A 19,223-nucleotide genomic window follows, 5' to 3' on the forward strand; every position below is an offset into this window, starting at 1 on the left:
TACGCGAATGATCTACTTCGCCAACGTAAGAAAGTGAACGTTCATCGACCAGGGTTCCGCTGAGCATGATCCGAAACCTGCCAGCCCCTCGGAGTGTTGGTAGCTGAATCGCCGTGATGGATAGAGCCGACGTCGTGGTGGTCTTGCCGCGACCGAGTTGAACGCGGGAGCCGAGTTGCGCTACCTACAACTGGTACGGGTCGAGCAGCGTGACCGGTGTGTGCGCGACTTCCAGTGCCGCATCGGGAAATTCAGGGCCGGCGCGGTAGAAGCGAGCTCGGGTACGGCCTACCGGCTCCAGGATGTGGGCGCGAACCAGATCTCGCAAGTCGCGTTGGGCTTGTTGCAGGCTCAGGGCTTCACTGTGCTCGTAGCGAGTACGGCGGACGCGGCCGGACATGGCAACGTCATGGAGGGCGGTGACGAGGCGCTGGTCGAGGCGCCGCTCATCGGCGAAGTCGGCCAAAATGTCCCACACTCGGCCGGATCGCTCCAACCTCGCGTGCACGGTTTGAGCTTGCTGGTGATAGGCGGTCAGATTGAACCGCACCCATTCGGATACATCTTGATCCAGCCGATACGTGCTACCGCGACGGCCGAGGACCTGGTAGTACTCCCAGGTATTGCCGGGCCGCCCCAGCCACGCCTCGATCGAGAAGAACTGCGGCGCGAGCACACCTTCACGAGCGATCATCAAGGTCTGCAACGACCGCGCCGACGGCCGTTACACGGATACGTCCGGGACCAGAACTGGCTGCGACCCGCGCGCCAGCGACTCCGCGCCCGCCACTCCGACCAGCGACGCCGCGACCGCCGGTCGTACCGGAATCAGCGGTGCCGCGCCGTGTTCGACGGCGGCGTGGAAACCCTCGAGCAGGGCGACGGTGCCTTCGGCCATCGGGTCGACTGGCTCGTTGTCGACCTGGTAGGGGCGCGGGCGGCGGATTTCCTCATGAGCGCGGCCGTCGGGCCGAGCCCAGCCTTCTGAGCGCACTCGCACCGACCAGGCGCTGTCGCCCGAGGTGCGCAGCGATTCTGCGAGGCCGTGGGCGCCCCGTACCGAGATCCAGCTCCAGTGGCTGTCGGGTTCGCCGGCGAGGAAACCGTGGCGGGCCAGAGCGAGGGTGCCATCGGAGAGGCGGATGGTCAGGACGACGGCGGCCGGACGATCACCCGGCCCGACGGGGAAGGCGCTGACCTCTACCGGCCAGGCGCCGGTGAGGTTCAGCAGTGGGGAGACGGTGTGCGTGCAATACGCGGTGGGCGCGATACGTCCGCGCCAATGGGCCGGGTCGCCGATGAGTGCGGCGGTCTCACGCGGCGAGAGGCTGTGCAGGTAGTCCGCCTCTACCACAGTGATAGCGCCGAGCTCGCCGGATTTTACCGCCTCGCGGAGCAGCCGGGTGTGCGGATGGAATGCGTAGTTCTCGGCGAACGAGTACGTCGCCGTCGAACGCTCGGCCGCCGCGATGAGTCGGCGCCCCTCGTCCTCGGATGTACAGGCCGCCGTCTCCGACAGCACGTGGATTCCGCGGTCGAGGAACGCGATGGCCAGCTCCGCGTGGGCATCGAAATCATTGGCCAGGATGACACCGTCGATGCCGGCGTCGAGTAATTCGATCCAGTCTCCACTCGCCTCGGCCGCCGGGAACGTCGCGTGCGCGGCGGCCAGACGTTCGGGATCGCGATCACAGACGGCGGCCACCTCGAACCCCGTCCGTGCGGCCCACTCCGCCATATACAGTCCCCGCAGCAAACCCACGACCCCGATGCGCATTTATGTGGAATTACACGCGAGAGCGGATCCGGGCAAACAGTTTTCACCGCTCCGAATACCGCAGCGGCGACGATCTCGACAGGTCGGCGAGCAGGCGCTCGCAGATCACCACGGGCGAGACGCCGGCCCGCATCATGCGCATCACCAGGGCCAATCGGCGTTCGCAGCTGTCCCATTCGACGGTGAGGGGTTTGCGACCCGGGCCTGCGTCGACGGTGGCGAGTACCCGTGGCGGGCCGTAGCGGGTGGGCTCTTCGATCAGCTTCAGCACCATCCCGCGCTGCCAGGCGTGGTAGGTGTCCATATCGGCGCTGCCGATGAGCTTGTCGGTCACCGCGCACAGGCCCTGCGCGATCTGGTCGGAGAAGGTGTCGCGGTCGAAACGGTATTTGCGGGAACTGCGCACCACATCGAGCAGATCGGCGCGCACCTCGTAGAGCAGTTCGATTTGATGGGTCCGGCGCCGCTGCTCTTCGCTGCCGTTCTGGCCGGTGCCGAGCCCGATCCGGCGGGCCCTGGCCCGTTCGCGTGCCATATCGGCTCGCAGCGCGGCGCGGGGATCGCGGGCGATGTCGTTCTCGTCCACGGCATAGGACTCGAGAATGCGCCCGGCGCGGGAAGCTGCCGAGCGGCGCCCGACGTCGAGGAGTTCGGCGCCGAAGGTCAACGCGGCCAGGACCAGACTTTCCTGTCTGCGCCGTGCGAGCACGACATCACGCACCAACTCGAGTTCGAGTTGTTCGCGCGTGGGCTGTTCTCGGGCAGATCGGTGGTCCTGGCCCATAGCCATCGCCCCTCCGGGTGTGCGATCCCGACCTCATCCAGGATCGCACACCAGGGCTGAGACGGCTCCGGCTTTTTCGTCCCGCTCAAGCCCGCTGGCTGCTGATGGAGACGATCTCCCCGGTCAGGTAGGTGGTGTAGTCACTGGCCAGCATCGCGATGGTGGCCGCGACCTCCCATGGTTCGGCGGCCCGGCCGAAGGCCTCGCGCTCGGAGAGCCGGTCGAGCAGTTCGGTGGAACTCACCTTGTCCAGGAAGGCGTGCCTGGCGATGCTGGGCGCGACGGCATTGATGCGCACTCCCAGCTCGGCGGCCTCCACCGCACTGCACCTGGTCAACGCCATCACGCCGGCTTTGGCCGCCGCGTAGTGGGCCTGGCCGTACTGGGCGCGCCAGCCGAGCACGCTGGCATTGTTGACCACCACACCGCCGTGGCCGGCTGCGCGGAAATAGGCCAGTTCGGCGCGGGTGCAGCGGAAGGTGCCGTTGAGCGTCACATCGAGCACGCGGTCCCACTGCTCGTCGGTCATATCGACCACCGGGGTTTCGCCGCCGAGGCCGGCGTTATTGACGAAGATGTCGATCCGGCCCATCGCCGCGGCCGCGCCGCGCACCAGTTCGTCGACCTGTTCGGTGCTGCACACATCGCAGACGATGGCCTCGACCTTGCGGTCGGGGAATTCGGCACTCAGTTCGGCGCGGGTCTCCCCCAGCCTGCGTTCGTGCCAGTCCGAGACCACGACGTCGGCGCCCTCCGACAGCAGCCTGCGCGCGGTGGCCGAGCCGATGCCGGTGCCCGCGGCGGCGGTCACCACGGCTTTGCGGTCGGTCAGCAGGCCGTGGCCCGCGACGAGCGCGGGTGCGACCGACAACGACACGGTGTTCTCACTCATGACGGCCGAGCCTCCCGGGGCAGACCGAGCACACGCTCGGAGATGATGTTGCGCTGCACTTCGTTCGAACCTCCGTAGATGGTGTCGGCGCGGGTGAACAGATACAGCCGCTGCCATTCGTCGAGATCGTCGTCGGCGGCCACCAGGCCTGCCGGTCCCCGCACGGCCATGGCGAGTTCGCCGAGGCCGCGATGCCAGTTGGCCCACAGCAGCTTCGCCACCGAGGCCTGCCCGCCGCCGTCATCGGCGCCCGCGCCCTCCATGGTGCGCATGGCATGCGCGCGCAGTACGCGCAGACCGACCCAGGCGCGGTCGATCTGGTCGGCGATCAGCGGATCGTCGATGGCGCCATTGCGGCGCGCCAGTTCCTCGACGCCGGCGAGTTCGCGTTCGAAGCGGATCTGCTGGCCGAGGGTGGAGATACCGCGTTCGAAGGTGAGCGTGCCCATGGCGATGCGCCAGCCCTCACCCGGCTCGCCGACGACGAGATCGGCGGCGGTGCGGGCATCGTCGAAGAACACCTCGTTGAACTCCGAGGTGCCGGTGAGCTGATTGATCGGGCGCACCGTGATGCCCGGCTGGTTCATCGGGACCAGCAGGTAGGACAGGCCCTTGTGGCGTTTGGACCCGGGTTCGGTGCGGGCCACCACGAAGCACCAGTCGGCCACGTGCGCCAGCGAGGTCCAGATCTTCTGGCCGTTGATCGACCATTCGTCGCCGTCGAGGCGGGCCGAGGTGGCGACCGCGGCCAGGTCGGAGCCCGCGCCTGGTTCGGAATAGCCCTGGCACCACAGTTCGGTGACGGTGCGGATGCCGGGCAGGAACCGCTGCTTCTGTGCTTCGGTGCCGAAGGCCAGCACGGTCGGCCCGAGCAGCTCTTCACCCACGTGCGAGACCCGAGCGGGCGCATCGGCCTTGGCGTATTCCTCGTGGAAGATGATCTGCTGCCGGACGCTCGCCTCGCGGCCGCCGTACTCCTTCGGCCAGCCGAGGCAGGTCCAGCCCGAGGCCGCCAGATGACGATCCCAGGCCAGCCGTTCGTCGAAGGCCTCGTGTTCGCGGCCGGGCCCACCGAGGCCGCGCAGATCCTTGTACTCGCCGTTCAGGTTCTCCGCGAGCCAGGCGCGGATCTCGGCGCGGAAGGTCGCGTCGGCGTCGTGGCCGTTCACATCGTTTGCCGTCATGGCCGCCTCGTTTGCCGTGGTGGACGCCGGATTCGCCGGGTCGCCCGGCGAAATCGCCGAACTGCGCCCACCGGCCGGACCGGTGTCGGATTCTGAGGTCTGGATCGCACCCACGCCGATACGATAACCTACCAAGCACTTGCTTTGTAAGACTCCGGTCTTACCGACCGCACCGACGGTGAGGACAACCCGTGACAACCCCTGCACAGACCACCCCGATGGCGCTGCACGATGCGGCGCGCACCTTCGGCACCGCACCCGCCGTGGCCGACGGCGAGACCCGCCTGGATTGGACGCAGCTGCTGGAAGCGGTGCAGGACGTCGCGCGGGCGCTCATCGCCCGTGGCGTGCAGCGTGGCGACCGGGTGGCGATGTGGTCGCCCAATACCCATCACTGGGTCACCGCCGCCCTGGCCGCGCACTACTGCGGCGCCGCCCTGGTGCCGCTCAACACCCGGTACGTGGCCGAGGAAGCGGCCGATGTACTGCGCCGGGTGAACCCGAAGGCATTGTTCATCTCCGGGCCGTTCCTGCGGCGCGAACGCCTGACCGAACTGCTGGCTGCCGCGCCCGACCTCGATATTCCGACGATCGTGGTCATCCCGGTGGAGGGGCCGATGACAGTCGAGTCGTCATCGGCGGATCCCCGGGTCCTGCACTGGTCGCAGCTGCCCGAGGCCGCCGAATCGGTGACCCGCGAGCAGGCGCGCGAGCGCGCCGAATCGGTGAGCCCCGAGGACATCTCCGACATCCTGTTCACCTCGGGCACCACCGGCCGCAGCAAGGGCACCCTGGTGGCGCATCGCCAGGCGCTGTCGGTGGTGCGGGCCTGGATCGGCTGCTCGACGCTCACGAGCACCGACCGCTATCTGCTGGTCAACCCGTTCTTCCACAACTTCGGCTTCAAGGCGGGTTTCCTGGCCTGCCTGGTGGCGGGCGCGACGATCGTGCCGCAGATCGTGTTCGACGTTCCGCAGACCATGCGGATGGTCGGCGAGGAGAAGATCACCGTCCTCACCGGTCCGCCGACCATCTACCAGACCATTCTCGACTTCCCCAACCGCGACGACTACGACCTGAGCACACTGCGGGTGGCCGTCACCGGCGCGGCGACCGTACCGGTGGTGCTGATCGAGCGGATGCGCTCGGAACTGTCGTTCGATGTGGTCGTCACCGCGTACGGGCTGTCGGAATCGGCCGGCTTCGGCACCATGTGCCGCCCCGACGACGACGCCGAAACCGTCGCCAACACCTGCGGCAGGCCCATCGCCGATTTCGAATTGCGCCTCGACACCACCGGTGAGGTGCTGCTGCGCGGACCGAATGTGATGCTCGGCTACCTCGACGATCCCAAGGCCACCGCCGAGGCCATCGACGCCGACGGCTGGTTGCACACCGGCGATATCGGCACCATCGACGAGCGCGGCTACCTCAAGATCACCGACCGGCTCAAGGACATGTACATCAGCGGCGGCTTCAACGTCTATCCCGCCGAGATCGAGCAGGCGCTGGCCCGCTTGGACGGCGTCGCGGAATCGGCCGTCATCGGGGTGCCCGACACCCGGATGGGCGAGGTGGGCAAGGCGTATGTGGTGCGCAAGCCCGGCTCGACGCTCACCGAAGAGGACGTGATCGCCTACGCCACCACCGTGCTGGCCAATTTCAAGGTGCCGCGCATCGTCGAGTTCCGCGACCAGCTGCCCTACAGCGCCGCCGGGAAGGTGCTCAAACGTCAACTACGTGAGGAGAAGTCGTAAATGCCTGCCGAAGAACCAGCGGTGCCGTTCGAACCGGATGTGGTGACCTACGAGCGCCGCGGTGCGGTGGCAGTGATCACCATGAACCGGCCGGACTACCGCAATGCCCAGAACTCGGTGATGACCTACGCCCTCGATGCCGCCTTCGAGCGGGCCGTGGAGGACGCCGAGGTCGGTGTCATCGTGCTGGCCGGCAACGGCAAGCATTTCAGCGCCGGGCACGATATCGGCACACCTGGCCGCGACCATCATGTGCGCTACCCGAACAAGGCCGCCCTGTGGTGGGACCATGTGGACCGCGTCGGCGGCGATCAGCGCTTCGCCCGCGAGACCGAGGTCTATCTGGGCATGTGCAGGCGCTGGCGGGAGATCCCCAAGCCGACCATCGCGATGGTGCAGGGCGCCTGCATCGCCGGCGGGCTCATGCTGGCATGGGTGTGCGATCTGATCGTCGCCTCCGAGGATGCCTTCTTCTCCGATCCCGTTGTCCGGATGGGCATTCCGGGCGTCGAGTACTTCGCGCACCCGTGGGTGCTCGGTCCGCGCGCGGCCAAGGAGTTCCTGTTCACCGGCGACCGGTTCAGCGCCGCGCAGGCCAAGGAATGGGGCATGGTGAACCGGGTCGTGCCGCGTGAACAGCTCGAGACCGAGACCTTCGCGCTGGCCGACAAGATCGCCACCATGCCGCAGTTCGGTCTCGCGCTCACCAAGAAGGCGGTCAACCAGGCCGAGGACCTGATGGGCATGCGGTCGGGCATGGACTCGGTGTTCGGCCTGCACCATTTCGCGCACGCCCACAACGCCGAGGTCGGCGCGGATTCCCTCGGCGGCATGAACGCCAAAACGATGAAAGCCACGGCGAGTACGGCGTCCGCCGACGCCGAAGCCGAAGCCACGCAGAACGGGGCGAAATAAGTGGATCTGGATCTGGATCAGGCCACCCGCGACTTCCAGTGGGAAGTGCGCGACTGGCTGGCCGCGAACAAGCCGGCGCAGCCGCTGCCGTCGATGGACACCAAGGCCGGTTTCGAGGCCCATCGGGAGTGGGAACACACCCTCGCCGAGGCGCGGTACTCGGTGGTGTCGTGGCCGCAGGAGTACGGCGGGCGCGATGCGTCGCTGCTGGAATGGGTGCTGTTCGAGCAGGAGTACTACGCGGCGGGCGCGCCCGGCCGGGTGAGCCAGAACGGCATCTTCCTGCTGGCACCCACACTGTTCGAGCACGGCACCCCTGAGCAGCTGGCCCGGATCATGCCGCGCATGGCCCGCGCCGACGATATCTGGGCGCAGGCCTGGTCGGAGCCGGAAGCCGGTAGCGACCTGGCCGGTATCCGTTCGACCGCGCGCCGCACCGAGGGCGGCTGGCTGCTGAGCGGGCAGAAGACCTGGAGTTCGCGCGCGGCCTACGCCGATCGCGCGTTCGGGCTGTTCCGCAGCGATCCCGAGGCCGAACGCCATCGCGGGCTCACCTACGTGATGTTCCCGCTGGACGCCGAGGGCGTCACGGTGCGCCCGATCCCGCAGTTGGACGGGGAACCCGGTTTCGCGGAGATCTTCCTCGACGAGGTGTTCGTGCCCGACGCCGACGTCATCGGTGCGCCGAACGAGGGCTGGCGGGTCGCGATGAGCACCTCCAGCAACGAACGCGGCCTCTCGTTGCGCAGCCCGGGGCGATTCAGCGCCACCGCACAGCGGCTCATCGACCTGTGGGCGGGCACCGAGGCATCGGATACCGCCGCCCGCGACAAGGTGGTGGACGCCTGGATCGGCAGCGAGGCCTACCGGCTGCACACCTTCGGCACGGTGACCCGGTTGAACGAGGGCGGCAAGCTCGGCGCGGAATCCTCGATCACCAAGGTGTTCTGGTCCGAACTCGATATCGCCATGCACGAAACGGCGCTCGACCTGCTCGGCGACACCGCCGAACTGGCCGGGCCGTGGACCGACGGCTATCTGTTCTCGCTGTCGGGCCCGATCTACGCCGGTACCAACGAGATCCAACGCAACATCATTGCCGAGCGGCTCCTCGGCCTACCGAGAGGAGGCAGCCGATGAGGTTCGCGCTCAGTCCGGAACACGTCGATTTTGCCGCCAGTATTCGCAAGCTGCTCGACGCCGGTAAGACACCCGCCGCGGTGCGTTCGTGGTCGGCCGGTGAGCACGCCGCGGGGCGTGCGCTGCTCGAACAGTTGGCCGGGGCCGGGGTCTTCGGGCTCGCGGTGGCCGAGGAGTTCGACGGTATCGGTGCCGAACCGATCGACCTGGTGGTGGCGTTCGGTGAGCTCGGGCGCTCGGCTGCGCCCGGGCCGCTGGTGGAATCGGCCGCCGCGATTCCCGCCGTGCTGCAAGCGCTCGCGGATTCGACCGGTGCTGACGCGGCGGCAAGGTGGTTGCCGGGTATCGCGGCCGGCACCACGCTCGGCACGATCGCCTTCGCTGCCCCGGGCCGCGGAGCCATCGCCCTCGACGCCGATGTGGCCGAGCTGATCCTGATCGCGGACGGCGACCGGCTGTCCACCGGCACGGTCGGCGAACAGGTGCGCTCGGTGGATCCGGCGCGCCGGCTGTTCACCGTGGTACCCGATGAACTGATCGCCGAAGGTGCGCACGTCGTGGACGCCATCGCCGCCGGCTTCGACGCCGCGGCCCTGGCGTGTGCGGCGCAGCTGCTCGGCGCCGGGAGCGGCCTGCTGGACGCGGCGACCGAATACGCCAAGCAGCGCAAGCAGTTCGGGCGTCCGATCGGCGAGTTCCAGGCGGTGAAGCAGAAGCTGGCCGATGTGCTCATCGCGCTCGACCTGGCCGAACCGCTGCTGCACCGCGCCGCCTTGACCGCGGGCGGTCCCGACCGCGCCCGTGACGTGTCCGCCGCCCTGGTGGCCTGCGGCAACGCCGCCCACCTCGCGGCACGCACCGGCCTGCAGGTACACGGCGCCATCGGCTACACCGCCGAATACGACCTGTCGCTGCTGCTCACCAAGGTCACCGCGCTGCGCTCGGCGTGGGGCACGGCGGATTTCCATCGCGCGCGGATCGCCGAAGCGCTGCGCTCGACTGTCGCTGGCGGAGCCTCCGCATGAGTACCGCCCGCATCGCACCCGTGTGCGCCCGAGGTGAGCAGGGCCCAGGTGCCGTCTCGGTCGGACCGCTCCCCTCGGAATTCGCGCACTCATGGGCGCACCGACCGACCAGCCGGAACGGAGAAAACGCGTGATCACCCCGGAGCAGCAAGAACTCGTCGCCGCCGTGCGTGGAGCGGTGGCCAAGAAGGGTGGCCCCGCTGTCGACCGGCAGGCACTCGACAGCGAACTGGGCTACGACGCCGCACTGTGGCGGACACTGTGTGAGCAGGTCGGAGTCGCGGCGCTGGCCATTCCCGAGGAGTACGGCGGGTTCGGGGCGAGCCTGGTCGAATCGCTGCTGGTGGTCGGGGAATTGGGGCGGTCGCTCGCCGGTGTGCCGATGCTCGGATCGGCCGTACTCGGTGCGCAGGCGGTGCTGCTGTCCGGCGATTCGGACGCCTGTGAGCGACTGTTGCCGGAGGTCGCCGAGGGGACGAGGACCCTGGCCGTGTGCTGGGCCGCAGCAGACGGCTGGGCCGGCTTCGGCGTGCGCGCCGATGGTGAACGCCTCAGCGGCACCGCACATTACGTCCTCGATGCGGGTCGGGCCGACACGCTGATCGTGGTCACCGAAACCGGCTTGTTCGAGGTCGATCCGGCGGCCTCGGGCGTCGAACGGCGCGCATCCGCCACCATGGACCCCACCCGCAAGCTCGGCGAGATCACCTTCACGAATGTGAACGCGCGCCGGCTCGGCACCGGCGATCCGGCACCGATCATCACCCGGTTGCGGGAAATCGCCTGGGCCGCCCTGGCCGCCGAGCAGGTCGGCGCCGCCGAACAATGCCTGAACACAACGGTCGAATACGCGAAATCGCGGGTCCAGTTCGGCCGCCCGATCGGCAGCTTCCAGGCCCTCAAGCACCGCATGGCCGATATGTACGTGCTGGTCGAATCCGCCAAGTCCACCTCCTACGCCGCGACCTTCGCCGTCGGTACCGACAGCCCGTCGGCCGCCGAGGCCGTCTGGGTAGCCCGCCGCCACTGCTCGGAGGCCTACTCGACCGTGGCCGCCGAAATGATCCAGCTGCACGGCGGCATCGCCATCACCTGGGAACACGACGCGCACCTGCACTTCAAGCGCGCCCACGGTGACGGGCTGCTGTTCGGCAAGCCCCGACACCGGCCGCTACCGCAGTCCGCGTAGCCGGGCGGGGTGCCACCGAATGCTCGGCCGCACCGATTGATGGTGCGGCCGAGCCGGTTCCGCAGGTCGTAGCGGGTGCCGCCGATGGGAAACTATCGCCGCGCCTCGGATGCGATACTGCGGGCACGAGCTCGTAATCGCCGACGAGAGGTGCTCATGACAGTCGGGCCAGTGGCCGGGGGTCCCACGCCGTCGCCATCACCCGGTCCGCCACCGACTCCACCCGATGCGAAGCCATGGCACCTCGATCCCCCGCCTGGAGCGTCGCGGGCCCTCGCCGAATTCATCTCCGGAGCATCGGACTGTTTCCGTTCCCTCGCAAGGACCTTGGGCACTCCGCAGTATGCGGTCGAACCTCCGGCCCCACCACCCGCGCGACCCGCTCCCGAGCCCGTCGGCATGGCCGGGTCGGCTATCGCGTCGCTGACGAAACTCCAGCACGCCTTGGAGCGAGACGCGGGAAGTTGGCGTGCCTCGGAAAATGATGCGGCCACCGCCGCGCGGCGAGCCGCCACCATCGGCTCGATCGCCCTGCAACAGTTGAAGGACGTGGTGTCTCGGCTGCGGGACCTGCTGTCCACCTTCGATCTCACCCGGCCACCCGTCCGGTACGCCGCGCACGGTTCGTTCGGCGATGAACTGGCGTCGGCGACCGAGTACCAACTGTTCCTCGCGGTGGAGCGCGCATTGGCCGAGGGCAACTGGATTGTCCAGACGGCAAGTCTCATGATCGGCGACGAAACATACAAGCCGGCCTACCCGCGGATGCCGATAATCCCGCGGGAGCTGATTCCACCCTCGCCCGTCCCGATGCCCCGTATCTTGCGCAACCCTCGGGGTATTGCCGAGGTGTGAGACCGATCCAGCTACGGCGAACGCCGTGGACGGACCGGCGCGGTTGAGGCGCGGCCCGGGCGGGAACCCTTCCCCTCCCCCTGCCGGTGACTCATCTCACCAACAATAGATAGTTAGCCTATGTAATAATATTCAGGTGCAGCCGAGTGACGTGGTTTCCGCGGAAGACATCGTCGTCGATCTCGTGGTGAACGCCGCTCGGCTGACTCGGCTGGCCGGGGTGATCAGTGGGGACGCCCTTCCACCGCGCGCGGAACTGCGGGCACTGTCGGTGCTCGACGAGCACGGTGAGCTACGGGTCAGCGAATTCGCCCGCATCGATCGATGCTCACAACCGGCGGCAACGGCGCTGATCGGCAAGCTGGTCGCGGACGGATACGCCACCCGGCACAAGGACCCGGACGATGCGCGGGCCGTGGTCGTCGCCCTCACCCCGGCCGGACGAAACCGGCTGATCGAATCCCGCCGAGCCTTCGGCACCGCGCTCGCCGCGCGGCTGCCCGGCTACGACACCGACCGACTGATCCGGCTGGAGGCCGAACTCACCGCATTGCTGGACGCACTGAAGGCCACCGAAGCGCCCGGCACGAACCGACACCGAGGAATGCACAGTCATGAGCGGTCAGGCCCGGAGGCCGCAGCGAAGCGTCACCACGCAGGGCCCCGGTCATGACAAAAGGAGCACCGATGACAACCGTGACCAGGACGCACAGCGCCGCGTCCGCGACCGTAGAGAAGACCAAGCAACCCAAGGCGGTATGGGCCGTCGCCTTCGCCAGCGTCATCGCGTTCATGGGCATCGGCCTGGTCGACCCGATCCTCAAGCCGATCGGTGAGCAGCTGCACGCCTCGCCGTCGCAGGTGTCGCTGCTGTTCACCAGCTACATGCTGGTCACCGGCGTGGCGATGCTGATCACGGGTGTGGTGTCGAGCCGCTTCGGCGCGAAGAAGACCCTGTTGACCGGTCTGGCCATCATCGTGGTGTTCGCGGCGCTGGCCGGCATGTCGAACACCGTGGAGCAGATCGTCGGCTTCCGTGCGGGCTGGGGCCTCGGTAACGCGCTGTTCATCGCGACCGCACTGGCCACCATCGTCGGCGCTGCCAGCGGCGGCGTCGCGCGCGCCATCATCCTGTACGAGGCCGCGCTCGGTATCGGCATCGCGACCGGGCCGCTGGTCGGCGGACTGCTGGGCGGGATCAGCTGGCGCGGACCGTTCTTCGGCGTCTCGGTGCTGATGGCCGTCGCCTTCATCTCGCTGGTGGTGCTGCTACCGGAAACCCCGAAGCCGGCCAAGCCCACCTCGATCACCGCGCCGTTCAAGGCGCTGCGCCACCGCGGCCTGCTGACGGTGAGCCTGACCGCGCTGTTCTACAACTTCGGCTTCTTCACCCTGCTCGCTTACACCCCGTTCCCGCTGGATATGGGCACCTACGCGATCGGGTTCATCTTCTTCGGCTGGGGCCTGATGCTGGCGGTGGCGTCGGTGTACTTCGCGCCGGTGTTGCAGCGCCGCTTCGGCACCCTGCCGATGATGGGCTTGGCACTGGCCCTGTTCGCCGCCGATCTCGCGATGATGGCCGTGTTCGCCGAGCACAAGCCGGTGCTGATCGTCGGCGTGGTGCTCGCGGGCCTGTTCCTCGGCGTGAACAACACGCTGATCACCGAGGCCGTGATGATCTCCGCGCCGGTGGAACGCTCCACCGCCTCGGCCGCCTACAGCTTCGTCCGCTTCGCCGGCGGCGCCGCGGCTCCGTGGCTGGCGGGCAAGCTCGGCGAGCACAACACCGCGCTGCCGTTCTGGGTGGGCGCGGCCTGCACCGCCGTCGCCGTGCTGGTGTTGCTCGGTGGACGTTCGGCCCTCGCCCACATCGACGATCACGATCCCGCACCGCACAGCGTCGACGAGGCGCAGGCGATCACCGTCGGCGACTGACGATCTCGGCTCGCCCGACCCACAGGCCCCGCCCACTCGGCGGGGCCTGTTCGCTGTCGGCTCCCGCACCTCCCCGGTCATCGATCGGCACCCGGCCTTCGCGTCGAGCCCTACCTGCGTTGATGCGGCCGGGGTAGCGTCGCAGGTATGACCGAAGCGCAGCGGGAACAGGTCAGGATCGAGCCGTGTCATAAGCGAGTGCGGGTCTATGTCGGCGGCAAGCTGGTCGCCGACACCACGCGGCCGTCCCTGGTCTGGGAGATCCCCTACTACCCCACCTACTACATTCCGGTCGCCGATCTGCGCGCGAAACTCGAGCCCAACGGCAGTGTCCGCGAATCCATTCACCGCGGCGAGGGCACCGGCTACGACGTGGTCGTCGACGGCGCCATCGTGCCCGGCGCGGCAACGCGCTATCTCGGCTCACCGGAGCTGAGTGAGCTGGTGCGGCTGGACTGGAACGCGATGGACGAATGGTTCGAAGAAGACGAGCCGGTCTACGTCCACCCGCGCGACCCGTACTCCCGGGTCGACATCCTCACCAGCTCGCGCAATATCCGGGTGGAGGTCGACGGCGTCACCGTCGCCGATTCCAACGCCCCGCGCATCCTGTTCGAAACCGGCCTGCCCGCACGGTATTACCTGCCGCTCACCGACGTCCGGATGGATCTGCTGCACCCCTCCGACACCCACAGCCGCTGCCCGTACAAAGGCACCGCCGATTACTGGAACATCCGCATCGGAGATACCGAGCGCCGCGATCTGGCGTGGATCTACCGCACCCCGGTCGCGGAGAGTCAGAAAATCGCCGGGCTGGCCTGCTTCTACAACGAGAAGGTCGACATCTACATCGACGGCGAACTCCAAGAGCGTCCGCAGTCTCCGTTCAGCTGACGGCACCCGCAGGCGACAGCCCTGCGCACCGGCCGATTGCCGAGCCTGGGCCCGTCGAGCCGGATGGCTACAACCCACGACTGCACGGGCGATGGCGACATAGGGCGTGGCCGGGCACCCGATAACGACGACGGGGCGAGGAGATCACTCCTCGCCCCGTCCTCATCACCGACCACTACTCGGCGATGTCGATCACCCCTTCGTCGACCGCCCATTTGATGGTGCGTTCGAGATCGGCGCAGGATTCCGGTCGTCCCGGTCCGGCGCCCTGCTCGGCGAGCTTGGCGTAGACCGGGCAGTGGGCGGCGGGGTCGCCGGTCCACTGGATCGAGGTCTGATGCGAACTGCTCTTGCGCACCAGCACCTCGGTCCGGCAGGTCTGGCACCGCAGTGGAGTCAGCCCCTCCTCCAGGTACCTGGCCTTGTCGACGACCGTCTGGGCGGCCACCGCGGCACGCCGCGCCGGTTGGTCGGCGAAGTCGGGTGCTTTCGCCCAGGTCGCGGTCATTACACACCCGCCTCCGCTGCGCTCGATTCCGCTTCGGCGGCCTCGGCCTCACGCTTGCGCCGCAGGTTCTCGGCGACCTCGGCTTCCCAGGCCTCGTTGGCCTTGGTGGTGTCGACCTCGAACTCGAAGCGCTGGGTCATCTTCTCGGTGACGTCGGCGACGTCGACGTAGAACTGCTCGTACCAGCGGCGCAGCTGGTAGACCGGCCCGTCTTCCTCACACAGCAGCGGGTTCTCGACCTTGGACTTGTGCTTCCAGATCTCCACGTCCTGCAGGAAGCCGTCGCCGAAGAAGGTGGTCATGCTCTTGGCGAGCTTGGCCGCGGTGGCGTCGTCGAGGCCCTTGGGCTTCTCGACGCTGAGCCCCCACTGCAGCACGAACGAATCGTGGTCCACCGGGTAGTGGCAGTTGATCAGGTTGACCGTGATCTCGTAGCCGCCGTAGATATTCACCAGCGGGTTGATCATGTAGGACGGCCCGAAGTACGACGCTTCCGACTTGAGCAGGTTGTCGCCGCCGTACTTGGCCGCGATGCCCACATCCGGGCGTCCCTTGGTCTCCAGGAACTGGGTCGCGACGTGGCCTTCGAAGACGTTCTTGAAGTAGGTCGGGAAGGCGAAGTGGATGTAGAAGAAGTGCGCCATGTCGACGACGTTGTCGATGATCTCGCGGCAGTTGGCGCCCTCGATCAGCAGCGAGTTCCAGGTCCACTCGGTCCAGTCGCTGTTGAGTTCCTCTAGCGGGTTGCCGTCGGCGTCGGTGTAGGGGCCCTTGATGTAAGGGATGGTGACTTCCGGCGGCGGCGGGTTGCCCTCGTGGTCGTGCCAGACGAACAGCTGGCCGTTGCGTTCGAGGGTGGTCCACTTCCTGGTCCTGGCCAGGGGCGGCACGCGGCGGGCGTACGGAATCGAGGTGCATTTGCCGTTCGCGCCCCAGCGCCAGTCATGGAACGGGCAGGCGATGTCGTCGCCCTTGACTTCGCCCATGCTCAGGTCGCCGCCCATATGCCTGCAGTAGGCGTCGAGCACCCGCAATTCGCCGGCGGTATCGGCCCAGACGACGAGCTTGGTGCCGAAGGCGTTGACCGAATGCGGCTTGCCGTCACGGAACGTCTTGGCCAGACCCAGGCAATGCCATCCCCGCGCATACCGGGTGGGCGCGGAGCCGACATCGAGCTCCCGAACCTTCGCACCGCTCCCCTGTGGGGTATCTGCCATCGCGAATCCTCCTCCTTCTGTACTAGAACACGTTACAAAAATGTCGCGTTCCACGCCAGCGATAGCGGCTACTTCCTGCACAAGCCGTGTCGAACCCGGTAATGAACACCGGTTCTCGACAGAAATAAGAACGTGTTCTAGTCTCAGAGACAAATGAGTACCGGTTACCAACCAAGGCAGGAGCAGGTCCGGAAATGACGCAAGAAGTGACCGAACGGGTCGAAGCGCTGTTGCCGATGTTGCGCGAACGCGCGCAAGAGGCCGAGGACCTGCGGCGCATCCCCGACGAAACCATGAAGGCGCTGCAAGAGACCGGCTTCTTCAAGCTGCTGCAGCCCAAGCAGTGGGGCGGGTACGCCGCCGACCCGGTGATCTTCTACGACACCGTCCGCAAGATCGCCAGCGCCTGCGGCTCCACCGGGTGGGTGGCCGGCATCATCGGCGTGCACAACTGGCACCTCGCGCTGTTCTCCCAGGAAGCCCAGCAGGACGTGTGGGGCGAGAACACCGACATCCGCATCTCCTCCTCCTATGCGCCGATGGGCGCGGGCACCGTGGTCGAGGGTGGCTACCGGGTCAGCGGCTCGTGGGCCTGGTCCTCGGGCTCCGATCACGCCGAGTGGACCTTCGTCGGCGGACCGGTCATCAAGGACGGCCGACCGGTCGATTTCGGCAGCTTCCTGATCCCGCGCTCGGACTACCGCATCGATGACGTCTGGAACGTCGTCGGCCTGCGCGGCACCGGCTCCAACACCCTGGTGGTGGAAGACGTGTTCGTGCCGCGGCACCGGTTCCTCAGCTACAAGACGATGAACGATCTGGCCTCGCCCGGCCTCGAGCAGAACACCGATCCGGTGTACAAGATGCCGTGGGGCACCATCCATCCCACCACCATCTCCACCCCCATCGTCGGTATGGCCTACGGCGCCTACGAGGCGCATGTCGAGCACCAGGGCAAGCGGGTGCGCGCGGCCTACGCGGGTGAGAAGGCCAAGGACGATCCGTTCGCCAAGGTGCGCATCGCCGAGGCCTCCAGCGATATCGACGCCGCCTGGCGTCAGCTCTCGGGCAATGTCGCCGAGGAGTACGCGCATCTGCTGGCCGGCGAGGAGATCCCGTTCGATCTGCGCCTGCGCGCCCGCCGCGACCAAGTGCGCGCCACCGGCCGCGCCATCGCCTCGATCGATAAGCTCTTCGAGAGCTCCGGCGCCACCGCACTGGCCAACGGCACGCCGCTGCAACGGTTCTGGCGGGACGCGCACGCGGGCCGGGTGCATGCCGCCAACGATCCGGAGCGGGCCTACATGGTGTACGGCGCGGGCGAGTTCGGACTGCCCGTCACCGACACCATGGTGTGATGACCACAGGAGACACAGTGACCTCGACCGTGGAACTCACCTACGAATCCACTTCCCGGTTCGCCCAGGTGCGGCCGGATCTGAAACTGCATTACCACGAGGCGGGCGTCGGCAACGGCCCGACGATCGTGCTGCTGCACGGCGGCGGGCCCGGCGCCTCGTCCTGGTCGAACTTCTCCCGCAATATCCCGGTGCTGGCGCGGGACTTCCACGTCATCGCCGTGGATCAGCCCGGCTACGGCAAGTCCGACAAGCCGACCGAGCATCCGCAGTACTTCGTGCACAGCGCCTCGGCCTTGAAGGACCTGCTCGACACCCTCGGCATCACCGATCGGGTGCATCTGCTGGGCAATTCGCTCGGCGGCGGCACCTCGGTGCGTTTCGCGCTCGATTACCCCGATCGCGCGGGCAAGCTCATCCTGATGGGCCCGGGCGGACTGAGCACCAACCTGTTCGCGCCCGACCCCACCGAGGGTGTGCGGCTGCTGTCGAAGTTCACCTATGAACCCACGCGCGAGAACATCGAGGCGTTCATCCGGATCATGGTGTTCGACCAGTCCCTGGTCACCGATGAGCTGATCGATGAGCGGTTCGCCGCGGCAGGCACCCCCGAATCGATTGCCGCGATGAAGGCGATGGGCAAATCGTTCGCCAGTGCCGATTTCGAGAAGGGCATGCTCTGGCGCGACGCCTACAAGCTGCGTCAGCCGGTACTGCTGATCTGGGGCCGGGAGGACCGGGTGAACCCGCTCGACGGCGCGCTGGTGGCGTTGAAATCGATCCCGCGCGCCCAGCTGCACGTCTTCGGTGGCTGCGGGCACTGGGCCCAGCTGGAGAAGTTCGCCGAATTCAACCGGCTCGCCACCGATTTCCTGAACGGGGTGAAATAGCCATGGGCATTCGCGCACTCGGATATATGCGCATCGAGGCCACCGATATGGCGGCCTGGCGCGAGTACGGGCTCAAGGTCCTCGGCATGATGGAAGCGCCCGGCCCCGACCCGGACAACCTCTACCTGCGCATGGACGATTTCCCGGCGCGGCTGGTGATCGTTCCCGGCGAGAAGGACCGCTTGCAGGTCTCCGGCTGGGAAGTCACCGACGCGCCCGCGCTGCAGGAACTGCGGGACGCTCTCTCCGCCGCCGGTGTGCCGTTCAAGGAGGCCACCAAGGAGGAGCTCGCCGAGCGCCGGGTCGAGAACATGATCCGGTTCGAGGATCCGTCCGGCAATGCGCTGGAAGCCTTCCACGGGGCGCAGTATCTGGCCCGCCGGTTCGTCAGCCCGTACGGGCACAAGTTCGTCACCGAAGAGCAGGGCCTCGGCCATGTGGTGCTGACCTGCACCGACGACGCCGCCGCGCAGGCGTTCTACCAGGACGTGCTCGGGTTCCGGTTGCGCGACTCGATGCGGCTGCCCCCGCAGATGGTGGGCAGGCCAGCCGACGGCGATCCGGCGTGGCTGCGGTTCTACGGCTGCAACCCGCGCCACCATTCGCTGGCGTTCCTGCCGCTGCCGAACTCGACCGGTATCGTGCACCTCATGCTCGAGGTGGAGAACTCCGACGACGTCGGCCTCTGCCTGGACCGCGCGATGCGCAAGAAGGTGAAGATGTCGGCCACTCTCGGCCGCCACATCAACGACAAGATGCTGTCGTTCTATATGAAGACCCCGGGCGGTTTCGATATCGAATTCGGTTGCGAGGGTCTGGAAGTCGACGATCACTCGTGGATCGCGCGGGAATCGACCGCGGTCTCGCTGTGGGGCCACGACTTCACCGTAGGGATGAAATAGC

Annotated in this window: 19 protein-coding genes; 12 read left to right on the forward strand and 7 right to left on the reverse strand. The window is 67.5% G+C overall.

Annotated elements, in window-relative coordinates; genetic code table 11:
* Window positions 1–184 precede the first annotated feature (184 nt).
* The 5 genes from AC5W7N_RS02250 to AC5W7N_RS02270 form a co-directional block, all read right to left on the reverse strand.
* Entirely contained in the window at window positions 185–694 is a 510-nt protein-coding gene (locus tag AC5W7N_RS02250; protein ID WP_228815246.1) for a hypothetical protein, read from the reverse strand.
* A 30-nt stretch (window positions 695–724) separates the two neighbouring features.
* A complete protein-coding gene (locus AC5W7N_RS02255; protein ID WP_228815244.1) occupies window positions 725–1,738 on the reverse strand; it encodes a Gfo/Idh/MocA family protein in 1,014 nt (337 codons plus the stop codon).
* Between the two features lie 82 nt (window positions 1,739–1,820).
* On the reverse strand, window positions 1,821–2,567 hold the full coding sequence (locus tag AC5W7N_RS02260) for a hypothetical protein (RefSeq protein ID WP_228815242.1): 747 nt from the start codon (window positions 2,565–2,567) through the stop codon (window positions 1,821–1,823).
* 79 nt (window positions 2,568–2,646) lie between these two features.
* Window positions 2,647–3,453 carry an SDR family oxidoreductase gene (locus AC5W7N_RS02265; protein WP_194991390.1) on the reverse strand — a complete coding sequence of 269 codons (807 nt, stop codon included), beginning with the start codon at window positions 3,451–3,453 and terminating at the stop codon, window positions 2,647–2,649.
* Window positions 3,450–4,637, reverse strand: a complete 1,188-nt coding sequence (locus tag AC5W7N_RS02270) for an acyl-CoA dehydrogenase family protein (RefSeq protein WP_194991393.1) — start codon at window positions 4,635–4,637, stop codon at window positions 3,450–3,452. Before AC5W7N_RS02270 ends, AC5W7N_RS02265 begins: the two co-directional genes overlap by 4 nt.
* A 191-nt stretch (window positions 4,638–4,828) precedes the next feature.
* Between AC5W7N_RS02270 and AC5W7N_RS02275 the strand changes: the two genes are divergently transcribed.
* The 9 genes from AC5W7N_RS02275 to AC5W7N_RS02315 all read left to right on the forward strand — a co-directional run bounded on the left by AC5W7N_RS02275 (window position 4,829) and on the right by AC5W7N_RS02315 (window position 14,347).
* Window positions 4,829–6,394 (forward strand): FadD3 family acyl-CoA ligase, encoded by a 1,566-nt coding sequence (locus tag AC5W7N_RS02275; RefSeq protein ID WP_495923164.1) that lies wholly within the window; start codon window positions 4,829–4,831, stop codon window positions 6,392–6,394.
* Window positions 6,395–7,309, forward strand: coding sequence for an enoyl-CoA hydratase (locus AC5W7N_RS02280; RefSeq protein WP_195020543.1), 915 nt, complete (start codon window positions 6,395–6,397; stop codon window positions 7,307–7,309).
* On the forward strand, window positions 7,310–8,449 hold the full coding sequence (locus AC5W7N_RS02285) for an acyl-CoA dehydrogenase family protein (RefSeq protein WP_163813979.1): 1,140 nt from the start codon (window positions 7,310–7,312) through the stop codon (window positions 8,447–8,449). It abuts the gene before it with no gap.
* Window positions 8,446–9,474, forward strand: coding sequence for an acyl-CoA dehydrogenase family protein (locus tag AC5W7N_RS02290; protein ID WP_195020542.1), 1,029 nt, complete (start codon window positions 8,446–8,448; stop codon window positions 9,472–9,474). The genes AC5W7N_RS02285 and AC5W7N_RS02290 overlap by 4 nt, the downstream gene beginning before the upstream one ends.
* 91 nt (window positions 9,475–9,565) lie before the next feature.
* On the forward strand, window positions 9,566–10,663 hold the full coding sequence (locus tag AC5W7N_RS02295) for an acyl-CoA dehydrogenase family protein (RefSeq protein WP_432420910.1): 1,098 nt from the start codon (window positions 9,566–9,568) through the stop codon (window positions 10,661–10,663).
* Window positions 10,664–11,062: 399 nt separating this feature from the next.
* On the forward strand, window positions 11,063–11,518 hold the full coding sequence (locus AC5W7N_RS02300; protein WP_194992805.1) for a hypothetical protein: 456 nt from the start codon (window positions 11,063–11,065) through the stop codon (window positions 11,516–11,518).
* A 136-nt stretch (window positions 11,519–11,654) separates the two neighbouring features.
* On the forward strand, window positions 11,655–12,191 hold the full coding sequence (locus tag AC5W7N_RS02305) for a MarR family winged helix-turn-helix transcriptional regulator (protein WP_280498746.1): 537 nt from the start codon (window positions 11,655–11,657) through the stop codon (window positions 12,189–12,191).
* Window positions 12,192–12,205: 14 nt separating this feature from the next.
* A complete protein-coding gene (locus AC5W7N_RS02310; RefSeq protein WP_163813975.1) occupies window positions 12,206–13,453 on the forward strand; it encodes an MFS transporter in 1,248 nt (415 codons plus the stop codon).
* A 147-nt stretch (window positions 13,454–13,600) separates the two neighbouring features.
* On the forward strand, window positions 13,601–14,347 hold the full coding sequence (locus AC5W7N_RS02315; RefSeq protein ID WP_163813974.1) for a DUF427 domain-containing protein: 747 nt from the start codon (window positions 13,601–13,603) through the stop codon (window positions 14,345–14,347).
* Between the two features lie 175 nt (window positions 14,348–14,522).
* On the opposite strand, the gene AC5W7N_RS02320 is transcribed toward AC5W7N_RS02315, so the two are convergent.
* Together AC5W7N_RS02320 and AC5W7N_RS02325 are read right to left on the reverse strand one after the other, a co-directional pair.
* Window positions 14,523–14,855 carry a hypothetical protein gene (locus AC5W7N_RS02320; protein WP_163813973.1) on the reverse strand — a complete coding sequence of 111 codons (333 nt, stop codon included), beginning with the start codon at window positions 14,853–14,855 and terminating at the stop codon, window positions 14,523–14,525.
* A complete protein-coding gene (locus AC5W7N_RS02325) occupies window positions 14,855–16,072 on the reverse strand; it encodes a 3-ketosteroid-9-alpha-monooxygenase, oxygenase component (RefSeq protein WP_163813972.1) in 1,218 nt (405 codons plus the stop codon). The genes AC5W7N_RS02320 and AC5W7N_RS02325 overlap by 1 nt, the downstream gene beginning before the upstream one ends.
* A gap of 194 nt (window positions 16,073–16,266) precedes the next feature.
* Here AC5W7N_RS02325 and hsaA point away from each other — a divergent pair, with 194 nt between their 5' ends.
* From hsaA to hsaC, 3 genes are read left to right on the forward strand one after another with little or no spacing between them, the layout of a single operon-like run.
* On the forward strand, window positions 16,267–17,430 hold the full coding sequence (hsaA, locus tag AC5W7N_RS02330; RefSeq protein WP_163813971.1) for a 3-hydroxy-9,10-secoandrosta-1,3,5(10)-triene-9,17-dione monooxygenase oxygenase subunit: 1,164 nt from the start codon (window positions 16,267–16,269) through the stop codon (window positions 17,428–17,430).
* A gap of 17 nt (window positions 17,431–17,447) precedes the next feature.
* The gene (gene hsaD, locus AC5W7N_RS02335) at window positions 17,448–18,320 is read left to right on the forward strand and encodes a 4,5:9,10-diseco-3-hydroxy-5,9,17-trioxoandrosta-1(10),2-diene-4-oate hydrolase (RefSeq protein ID WP_163814038.1); all 873 of its coding nucleotides are present in this window, start codon (window positions 17,448–17,450) and stop codon (window positions 18,318–18,320) included.
* 2 nt (window positions 18,321–18,322) lie between these two features.
* Window positions 18,323–19,222 (forward strand): iron-dependent extradiol dioxygenase HsaC, encoded by a 900-nt coding sequence (gene hsaC / locus AC5W7N_RS02340; RefSeq protein WP_194991498.1) that lies wholly within the window; start codon window positions 18,323–18,325, stop codon window positions 19,220–19,222.
* Window position 19,223 lies beyond the last annotated feature (1 nt).

The sequence above is a fragment of the Nocardia sp. CDC519 genome (genome assembly GCF_059509835.1).

Excerpts from the sequence above, each read along its gene's own strand:
- AC5W7N_RS02250 (WP_228815246.1), bottom strand. The coding sequence starts at position 694 with ATGATCGCTCGTGAAGGTGTGCTCGCGCCGCAGTTCTTCTCGATCGAG.
- AC5W7N_RS02255 (WP_228815244.1), bottom strand. The coding sequence starts at position 1,738 with ATGGCGGAGTGGGCCGCACGGACGGGGTTCGAGGTGGCCGCCGTCTGT.
- AC5W7N_RS02260 (WP_228815242.1), bottom strand. The coding sequence starts at position 2,567 with ATGGCTATGGGCCAGGACCACCGATCTGCCCGAGAACAGCCCACGCGC.
- AC5W7N_RS02265 (WP_194991390.1), bottom strand. The coding sequence starts at position 3,453 with ATGAGTGAGAACACCGTGTCGTTGTCGGTCGCACCCGCGCTCGTCGCG.
- AC5W7N_RS02270 (WP_194991393.1), bottom strand. The coding sequence starts at position 4,637 with ATGACGGCAAACGATGTGAACGGCCACGACGCCGACGCGACCTTCCGC.
- AC5W7N_RS02280 (WP_195020543.1), top strand. The coding sequence starts at position 6,395 with ATGCCTGCCGAAGAACCAGCGGTGCCGTTCGAACCGGATGTGGTGACC.
- AC5W7N_RS02290 (WP_195020542.1), top strand. The coding sequence starts at position 8,446 with ATGAGGTTCGCGCTCAGTCCGGAACACGTCGATTTTGCCGCCAGTATT.
- AC5W7N_RS02295 (WP_432420910.1), top strand. The coding sequence starts at position 9,566 with ATGGGCGCACCGACCGACCAGCCGGAACGGAGAAAACGCGTGATCACC.
- AC5W7N_RS02300 (WP_194992805.1), top strand. The coding sequence starts at position 11,063 with ATGGCCGGGTCGGCTATCGCGTCGCTGACGAAACTCCAGCACGCCTTG.
- AC5W7N_RS02310 (WP_163813975.1), top strand. The coding sequence starts at position 12,206 with ATGACAACCGTGACCAGGACGCACAGCGCCGCGTCCGCGACCGTAGAG.
- AC5W7N_RS02315 (WP_163813974.1), top strand. The coding sequence starts at position 13,601 with ATGACCGAAGCGCAGCGGGAACAGGTCAGGATCGAGCCGTGTCATAAG.
- AC5W7N_RS02320 (WP_163813973.1), bottom strand. The coding sequence starts at position 14,855 with ATGACCGCGACCTGGGCGAAAGCACCCGACTTCGCCGACCAACCGGCG.
- AC5W7N_RS02325 (WP_163813972.1), bottom strand. The coding sequence starts at position 16,072 with ATGGCAGATACCCCACAGGGGAGCGGTGCGAAGGTTCGGGAGCTCGAT.
- hsaA (WP_163813971.1), top strand. The coding sequence starts at position 16,267 with ATGACGCAAGAAGTGACCGAACGGGTCGAAGCGCTGTTGCCGATGTTG.
- hsaC (WP_194991498.1), top strand. The coding sequence starts at position 18,323 with ATGGGCATTCGCGCACTCGGATATATGCGCATCGAGGCCACCGATATG.